This is a genomic window from Paenibacillus sp. P4_A7 (assembly GCF_056402455.1).
The window spans coordinates 1-9,375 of record NZ_JBFUHJ010000198.1; the positions used below are offsets into that span (position 1 = coordinate 1).

General features: G+C 43.5%; 8 protein-coding genes. All 8 read right to left on the reverse strand.

What is annotated here, in order from left to right; translation table 11 throughout:
* Positions 1 to 76: 76 nt before the first annotated feature.
* A complete protein-coding gene (locus tag AC1DWN_RS20350; protein ID WP_477560731.1) occupies positions 77 to 922 on the reverse strand; it encodes a hypothetical protein in 846 nt (281 codons plus the stop codon).
* Positions 923 to 1,030: 108 nt separating this feature from the next.
* Positions 1,031 to 2,164, reverse strand: coding sequence for an RNA polymerase sigma factor RpoD (rpoD, locus tag AC1DWN_RS20355; protein ID WP_477560732.1), 1,134 nt, complete (start codon positions 2,162 to 2,164; stop codon positions 1,031 to 1,033).
* Between the two features lie 35 nt (positions 2,165 to 2,199).
* Positions 2,200 to 4,035 (reverse strand): DNA primase, encoded by a 1,836-nt coding sequence (gene dnaG, locus AC1DWN_RS20360; RefSeq protein ID WP_477560733.1) that lies wholly within the window; start codon positions 4,033 to 4,035, stop codon positions 2,200 to 2,202.
* Positions 4,036 to 4,077: 42 nt separating this feature from the next.
* Complete coding sequence (locus tag AC1DWN_RS20365) at positions 4,078 to 4,548, reverse strand: YaiI/YqxD family protein (protein WP_477560738.1); 471 nt, start codon at positions 4,546 to 4,548, stop codon at positions 4,078 to 4,080.
* 80 nt (positions 4,549 to 4,628) lie between these two features.
* Complete coding sequence (locus tag AC1DWN_RS20370) at positions 4,629 to 5,444, reverse strand: pyruvate, water dikinase regulatory protein (RefSeq protein ID WP_477560734.1); 816 nt, start codon at positions 5,442 to 5,444, stop codon at positions 4,629 to 4,631.
* Positions 5,445 to 5,472: 28 nt separating this feature from the next.
* On the reverse strand, positions 5,473 to 7,554 hold the full coding sequence (glyS, locus tag AC1DWN_RS20375; RefSeq protein WP_477560735.1) for a glycine--tRNA ligase subunit beta: 2,082 nt from the start codon (positions 7,552 to 7,554) through the stop codon (positions 5,473 to 5,475).
* Positions 7,547 to 8,434, reverse strand: coding sequence for a glycine--tRNA ligase subunit alpha (gene glyQ, locus AC1DWN_RS20380; RefSeq protein ID WP_477560736.1), 888 nt, complete (start codon positions 8,432 to 8,434; stop codon positions 7,547 to 7,549). The genes glyS and glyQ overlap by 8 nt, the downstream gene beginning before the upstream one ends.
* A 465-nt stretch (positions 8,435 to 8,899) precedes the next feature.
* Positions 8,900 to 9,375, reverse strand: a 476-nt coding sequence (gene recO / locus AC1DWN_RS20385; RefSeq protein ID WP_477560737.1) for a DNA repair protein RecO, incomplete at its 5' end; no start/stop codon positions are given.

Below are 9,375 nucleotides of genomic sequence, written 5' to 3' on the forward strand. Positions count from 1 at the left end.
GATCCGATGTCGGCAATCCGCGACCCTGTTGTTACATAGTCTGCAATAAGCTGCAGACGTCTAGATAATTTCACCATTATACAACCCACACYATCCATTTTTTTCGCATGGTGAAGAGGAGAACTCCACCAATGCCGATTTTGATGAGCAGCTGCAGCTGCAACCCTAACGCTCCATTAACTTCATCAATAAACATCATATAATAACATTCTGGCATAAACCATACAAGCGAACCTATAAGAAACAGAACTGCAGAGACTGGCTTAGACCAGCGATTAACAAACCAACTACTCCAGCCAAACAAACAAGCAATCGGAAGCCAGTAAATTTGAATCTCATACCAATTGGGATCAGGCTTATACTGCGATAGTACCAAAGCATACACAAGAATAGCAGCAATCCACCCACAAAGATGCAAAATATGTATCCTAGCAGCTATTCCATAGATAACCCAGAACAACGAACAAAATGCCAACAGTGCCGTTTTCCAGCCCCACTGGTTGAGTCCGTGCAAATTTAACATATACAATCCGCCGCCTAGCAGAAGAAGCATCCCGATACTTATTAGAGTGAGACCTAGTACTTCATTTCGCTCTCGCTGACGCCCGCCAATCCATAAAAAAACAGTCACTGCCCCTGCTACAACAGCCATTTGCAATAACGGATGAAAACCGTTAAAATAAAGCACAACAAAGGAAATTAAGGTAAAAGTTCCAAATGTAAGCAGCCACTGCAAGCCAGTTGCGCGTTGTATAGCATCAAAAGCTTTTCCAACCGAATTGTACTGCGTACCAGTGTCTCTAACCGTTTCCTGATCTGCATATAAGTTCAATAAAAAATCGCAATACTGATCGGGAAGCAGTCTGCTTCTTCGCCAATGATCTATTTCTCTTACGATAATTTGCCGTCGGTCCTGATCCATGAAAGTTCGCTGTCCTTTCGGTCTCGACTTTGATCAAACAACTTATAAATACTGAGAAAAAAGACCTCGCTGCACGAGCAGAAAGGTCATAGGTTTAACGATTATGATCTATTCAAGGAAATCCTTCAAACGTTTGCTGCGGCTAGGATGACGAAGCTTACGAAGTGCTTTAGCTTCGATCTGACGAATACGCTCACGTGTAACGCCAAACACTTTGCCAACTTCTTCAAGCGTTCTTGTACGGCCATCATCAAGACCAAAACGCAGACGAAGTACATTTTCTTCACGTTCAGTCAATGTATCCAGAACATCCTCAAGCTGCTCTTTCAAAAGCTCATATGCCGCTGCGTCAGCAGGAGCAAGCGCCTCTTGATCCTCGATGAAATCACCAAGGTGAGAATCGTCTTCTTCACCGATAGGCGTCTCAAGCGATACAGGCTCTTGAGCTATTTTCATAATCTCACGAACCTTCTCCGTGCTAAGCTCCATCTCTGCAGCAATTTCTTCAGGTGTTGGTTCACGTCCAAGTTCTTGCAGTAATTGCCGAGATACGCGGATCAATTTATTAATGGTTTCAACCATGTGAACAGGAATACGAATCGTACGTGCTTGGTCAGCTATCGCACGAGTAATCGCTTGACGAATCCACCATGTTGCATACGTACTGAACTTGAATCCTTTAAGATGGTCGAATTTCTCAACCGCTTTAATCAGACCCATATTACCCTCTTGTATTAAGTCAAGGAACAACATTCCTCTACCTACATACCGCTTTGCGATACTGACTACAAGACGTAGGTTAGCTTCAGCAAGTCTTCGCTTTGCTTCTTCATCGCCATTTTCGATCCGCTGTGCAAGCTCGATTTCATCATCCGCCGAAAGAAGTGGAACACGCCCAATTTCCTTCAAGTACATCCGTACTGGATCATTAATCTTAATACCTGGCGGCAACGCTAGATCGTCATCGAAATTGAATTCATCCGGTTCCCGCTGTTCCCGCTCATCACCTGTAGCAGCGAGTGGATTATGCTCATCGTTTTCGTTCAGTACCTCAATACCAAAATCATCGAGTTGTTCGAAAAATTCATCAATTTGTTCTGGATCTTGATCAAAAGGAGACAGTTTCTCCATTATTTCTTTATAAGTCAAGGAAGACCTCTTCTTGCCTTGCTCGATTAATTGATCTTTTACATGATCCAGTTTTTGTTCGGTATCTAGTTCAGTATGCTGATCATTCGCCATATTCCGACTCCCTCCTCCCTAGAAACGATTCTCCGTCAACCTTTAAGCTGTCTCTCTAGGGTTATAATCTCACTTGCAATTTGTGCTGCTTTCAAAAAATCACCGATACGCTCAGCACGTATCATTTCTTCTTTTTTTCGCTCGATATCCCGAAATTGCGGAACCTTTATAATATCCTGGATATAAGAGTCCATTGTTGTCTCATCGAACGGAAAGTCACCGTCCATCATCAGGATGGATGCAGCCGTGCGCTCTAGACGATCGTCATGCAATGTTGCAATAAAACGGCTGGCATCAGGATCATAGCCCTGTGCGTAGTAAGCGTATAAATAAGCAGCAAGTGCTGCGTGATCCTCAACATTAAACGCATCACCGATTTGCCCATGAACCGCTTGTGCAACTCCACTGTCACGCATCATGACATGCAGCAATCTTCGTTCCGCATGGGTGTATGCAGGCTGTAGTGTCGGCGGTCCGGACGTACGGCGCTTTTCATTCCTACCATTATTCCACGAATTGTCGTTATTATCCCCTTGCGGTTTCTTTTTTTGCAGCTCTATCCGTATTTCATGACAGTCCTGCTTCAAGGCATCAAGTGAAATTTCAAACTCTCGTGATAATTCTTTTAAGTAGACTTCGCGTTCTGTTGATGAATCTAKATCTGCTACAATTTGTACAGCTTCCAGTAAATAATTTTTTCTACCTTCTTCTTTTAGCAGTATATGGTTTTTCCTTAAATATATAAGCTTAAATTTTGTAACTGAAACTGGCTGGTCCATCGTTTCTCGCAAGAAAGCTTCGGGGCCATATTCGCTTATATAATCATCGGGATCCTTGCCCTTAGGAAGCATAGCTACCATTACTTTAAGGCCTGCGCTCTCCAGCATCGGAATTGACTTCGAAGCTGCTGCTTGTCCAGCGTCATCACCATCAAAGCAAACGATAACTTCCTCGGCCTGTCGTCTAAGCATGGCGCAATGTTCATCCGTCAACGCTGTACCCATGGTGGCTACACCGTTTTTGACACCTGCACTCCATGATTTGATGACATCCATATACCCTTCAAATAAAACGACCTGCTTGCTCTTACGGATAGCCGGCCGTGCGAAATGCAAGTTATATAAGGTTCTGCTCTTCGTAAATAACATCGTTTCCGAGGTGTTCAAGTATTTCGGCTGTCCTTCGCCTATAATGCGACCCGCAAACGCGGTAGCTTTGCCGTCTCGATCCCAAATCGGAAACATGATGCGATTACGAAACCGATCCACATACCCGCTCCCGTCCGTTTTAGCCGATAATAATCCGCCTTTCTCCATTAGTGCCAGATCAAATCCGCGATTTGTCAAGAATCGAACCAACAAGTCCCAGTCATCAGGAACATAGCCTAGCATAAAATGGTCGATGAGCTTATCACTAAGTCCACGTTCCCTCAAATACTGCTTTGCTTCTTGCCCTTGCTTCGTGTTGTTTAACACGTGGTGATAGAACTTGACGGTCAACTCATGCGCTTCAATAATCTTGGAACGATCTGCGTCTTGAGGAGTGGACTTAGTCCCATCAGAAGAGGTCCAAGTAACTGGCATCCCTGCATCCTCAGCAAGCAATCGCACGGCCTCCGGAAATGAATAACCTTCCATCTCCTCTACAAACCGTATAACGTTGCCGCCTTTGCCGCATCCGTAACAATGGTAAATTTGGAGCTCCGGCGTAACCGTAAACGAGGGGGTCTTCTCCGAATGGAACGGACATAACCCCTTCATATATTTGCCGTGCTTCGTGAGATGAACATATTTCCCGACCGTCTCAACGATGTCATGATGCTTCCGTACAGCATCAATAACCTCTTCCGGTATTTTATTACCGTATGTCATCGTTCATCACCTTCATCCTAAGTAACACGTAAATAGTATTCGCTATACGTCATGGTTCTCCTGCTCAATTCGCAAAACTTTTGTCAGCTTTTGTTGAAATCGATCACGATCTTCATTTTTCATTGCTTTCGGACCCTTTGTTTTACCGCCACTTCGACGCCTTTTCGCAAGCTCATGTCGACGTTCCATCAAATAATCAATATTGTCATTTGTATACTGCTCTCCTCGCGGAGATAAAACGACAGCACTTTTACCAATGGCTATACAGGCTAATCCAAAATCTTGAGTGACAACAATGTCACCTGCCTTAATATGATTAACAATATACATATCAACCGATTGATCGCTGATATCTACTTGAACAACTTCGATACCTGCTTGCTGCTCAAGCCGATGGTCATGAGAGGCAACCATCAGCACAGGTACCGAAAATTGTCGTGCCGTTTCAACAATTTCCGATTTAACCGGACAAGCATCAGCATCTACAACAATTGTTGGTTGATTAGATCTAATATTAAATCACCGCTCAATTTAAATTTCTTATACTGTATTATTATATACGGCAAAAGTATAAAAAATCCTGCCTCATGCCATTATGACATACGTACATATTCCATAATTAAGCTTGCCGTCTCTTCAACAGCTCGATGCGATACGTCGATAACAACACAATCAAGCTTTTTCATAATCGTTTCAGCATAAAGGAGCTCTTTCTCTATACGATCTGTAGTTGCATAGGATGCATTATTCGGCAATCCAAGCGCCTTCAGTCTTTCCTTACGTATGATATTCAAATAAGGAACTCCAATTGTTAACCCGATTATTTTTCTCTTTGAGAGCTTAAACAATTCATCGGGCGGCTTCAATTCTGGTACGAGCGGAACATTTGCCACCTTAAATTTCTGATGTGCCAAGTACATAGACAATGGCGTCTTCGATGTTCGGGATACACCCACGAGAACTATATCGGCTTTAAGCACCCCTGAAGTATCTCTCGCATCATCATACTTAACCGCAAACTCAACGGCCTCAACCTTACGGAAGTAGTCCTCATCAAGTACATGATTAAGTCCAGGCTCTTGACGTGATTTCCGTCCAGTCCTCGCTTCAAGCGTTTCGATAAAAGAGCCCAGCAAATCAATAGCAACAATCCCGCTTGAGTCGGCCAGCATCTTCATTGCATCCCGTAGATGCGGGATTACAAGCGTAAATAACACGATAGCGTCGTTTTGCTTCGCTTGCATCACTATACGCTGCAAACCTTCTACTTCAGTAATAAAGGGAGCTCTGCGAATTTCCGTATTAATTGGGTGAAATTGCGCGATCGCTGCTCGTACAACCAGTTCTCCTGTATCTCCTGCTGCATCGGATACGACATATACAACTACTTCTGGATTAATATTCGACATATACAATCAGCCTCCTGACTCTTGCCAATTACCATACCAGCTTCGAGAAATCAGCGATTTCAGCTATATCCTCAGCTATACCGGCTAGTGTAGCTAAACGATTAGCGCGTACCGCTTCATCAGGAGCCATAACCATAACATTTTCAAAATACGTATGAATAAACGGCTTTAAAGCAGATAACGTTTGTACTGCTTTTTCTATATTGCTAGTTGCAATCGCATCAGCAAATATAGGACGCTGCAGTTGCCATTGCTTATACAGTTCTGACTCCGCTTCTTCAGCGAAAAGGGAGGAATTCACAGCTGTTCCCTCTGCTTTCGATCCTAAATTACTTACACGATTAAATTGCTCCACAATCAATTTGAACTCTGCACGATCTTCCCCTGCAGCAAGCGCTTGAATAACTGTGGCACGCTCAATTGTAGTGCTTAAATCAGTAAATCCAGTTGCCATCACAGCATCCACTACATCATAGCGAACTCCTTGCTCAGACAATACGTTTTTAACTCGAAGCGCGAAGAAATCAGCTAAATCTTTACGAATTTCTGCGGCATCTTTCTTCAATCCGCGCTTTTCGTGAACAGATAACGCGAGATCATACAATTCATTCAATTGCAGTTTAAGCCCATGAGCTAGTATGATTTGTACAATTCCCGCTGCTTGTCTGCGAAGAGCATATGGGTCCTGAGAACCTGTCGGTATGATACCGATTGAGAAGCAGCCTACAATGGTATCCATTTTGTCGGCTAAGCTTACGATTGCTCCAGTCCATTCAGAAGGGGCGTGATCTCCCGCAAAGCGAGGTTGGTAATGTTCATTAACCGCTTTAGCTACCGTAACGCGCTCCCCTGCTTTTTGTGCATAATCTTCACCCATAATGCCTTGCAGCTCAGGAAATTCATAAACCATCTGTGATACCAAATCAAATTTGCAAATATCTGCTGCTCGGCTCACATCCTGTGCCATTTGTTTGTCGGCTTGCAGATGTTCACTAATTAAGTCAGCAGTGTTGCGAATACGTCTTACTTTATCAGCAACTGATCCCAGCTCTTCATGATAAACGATGTTCTCAAGCTTAGACAGCGCATAGTCAATCGTCAGCTTGTGATCCTCTTCATAAAAGAATTTAGCATCCGAAAGTCTGGCACGTAGAACTTTTTCATTACCTTTAGCAACGAGTTCAATTGATTTAAGATCGCCATTCCGTACCGTTACAAAGTAAGGCTGTAATTGACCATCATTATTAAACACAGGGAAATAACGTTGATGCTCGCGCATAGAAGTAATTAGCACCTCTTGCGGAATTTGCAAAAAGGCTGGATCGAATCCACCGAATAATACATTCGGATACTCGACAAGGAAAAGCACTTCCTCAAGCAAATCTTCCTTGATCGCAATTTCCCAGCTTTTATCCTTAGCAAGTTGATTAATTTGTGCAATAATCAGCTGTTCACGCTCACTTACATCGACAAGTACATGCTGCTCACGCAGTTTCTCAACATATTGCGATGGCTCAGATACAACTGTATCTGCTCCTAGAAAACGATGTCCTCGTGATATATTCCCAGTTTGCACACCCGTAATTTCGAACGGAATAATATCCTGACCAAAGAGCGCTACCAACCACCGAATCGGTCTTACAAAGCGAAGCTCATAGCTTCCCCAACGCATGTTTTTTGGAAAAGACATGGATGTTATAAGCGAGACGAGCCCTTCTGGCAATACAGCAGCAGTTTCCGCGCCAATACTGCTTTTTTTCGCATAAACATACTCCACACCTGCAAGCTCTTGGAAGTAGAGCTGTTCCRGCTCAACACCTTGACTGCGTGCAAATCCAAGAGCTGCCTTGCTCCAATTACCTTGATCATCCTGCGCTATTTTACGTGAAGGACCTTTGGCTTCTTCGTTCATATCTGACTGCTTCAGTGCCACTTCGCTGATCCTTAAAGCAATACGTCTAGGCGTTGCAAAAACATCAACTTTACCGTGTTCAATGCGAGAATCAGCAAGCCATTTCACCGTTTTTTCCTTAAGCTGATTCATGGCTCCTCTCACAAAGCGAGCGGGCACTTCTTCCAGACCAATCTCGAGCAAGAAATCTTTAGTCATGCTGCTCCACTCCTTTCTTAAGCATTGGGAATCCGAGACGTTCTCTTTCCTCGTAATAAGTCGAAGCGCATTGACGCGCAAGGTTTCTTACTCGAGTGATATATCCCGTTCTTTCAGTCACACTAATCGCACCGCGAGCATCGAGTAAATTGAACGTATGCGAACACTTCAATACGTAGTCATAACCTGGAAATACGAGATTGTTATTCAGTGTTTTGGTCGCTTCTTCCTCATACATATTAAATAAGGAGAACAGCATCGCTGAATCTGAAGTCTCAAATGTATATTTCGAATGCTCGAATTCAGGCTGCTTGAAGATGTCTCCGTATGTTACGCCCTCAACCCATTCCAAATCGAACACATTTTCTTTTTCTTGGATGTAAGACGCCAGTCTTTCCATTCCGTAAGTAATTTCAACGGCAACTGGATTAGCATCGATACCGCCCACTTGCTGGAAGTAAGTAAATTGCGTTATTTCCATACCATCAAGCCATACTTCCCAACCAAGGCCCCAAGCGCCAAGAGTAGGGGATTCCCAGTTATCCTCAACGAAACGAATATCATGGTCGTTTGCATCGATACCGAGCTGCTTTAAGCTTTCCAGATAAAGCTCTTGGATATTGTCTGGTGAAGGCTTTAACACAACTTGAAACTGATGATGCTGGTAAAGACGGTTCGGGTTCTCACCATAACGTCCATCAGCAGGACGACGAGAAGGCTCCACATAGGCAACATTCCAAGGCTCTGGACCGATCGATCGCAAAAAAGTCATCGGGTTCATAGTCCCCGCACCTTTCTCCACATCGTACGGCTGGACTAGGATACAATTTTGTTCTGCCCAGAACCTTTGCAACGTCAAAATCATATTTTGAAAATTCATCACAAAATCTCTCCTTCTACCTCATTTTTCTATCCGTTATTCCATATTTTTTCTGGATCAGCTAAGCGTTGACACAAGCGTAAACGGCTGATGCCGTACTTGCGGCAAAAGCGTTCGTTTCTCTAAGATATACAAGCCTATTTATAAGTGAAAACTTATAAAGCCTTATATACACAAAAAACTCCCGTCTCTACGCCTGCTGCCAGACGTAGGGACGAGAGTTGTTATCCCGCGGTTCCACCCTACTTGGTTTACTCATTATGAGAAAACCCTCTTTGATTTATACGACTCCGGAGTGCCTATTCATCGAATCTGTCCATCCAGGCTTTCACTGTTCCCGGATCGCTATACTTGTCGACATATCACGATTACTTTCTCCATCTTAGCCCAATATTCATAATATCTTATTGTATGTTATACCAAACCATTTGTCAAACCATCAAATAAAATATTTTTGATTTACCTTTAAAGAAGCCYATCCAGCTGATCAAGAAAGTTTCGCGATTTCAGCTGTAACCCTATATGTGTATCCATAAGATTACGCATGCAAATTTTAAGCTCTGCTTTCGTCTCTGGCTTCACTTGTATTGATCCAAGTCTACGCATATCCATTCTTCTAAAAAGCTTTAAAAGACGATAGGCCCCATCTCCAAGCGCAATCGCTCCTGGATCCTTACTCGTACATCTCGAACATAAAATTCCACCTGCATGCGGTGAAAGCTTAAATGGCCCAACAACATTACCACAGTTCAYGCATTCATCTAGCTCAGGCGCATAGCCAGAGAGATCTAATATGCGCATTTCATATAAATGCACGACGATCTGCGCATCTTTTCCCTCTTGCAGGGCTGCCAAACAAGCCTTCAGCTGTTCAAAATGAAAGCCTGTCGCTTCATCATCCTGCAAAGTGCGGTCCGTAAGTTCAACCGCATACGCAGCAT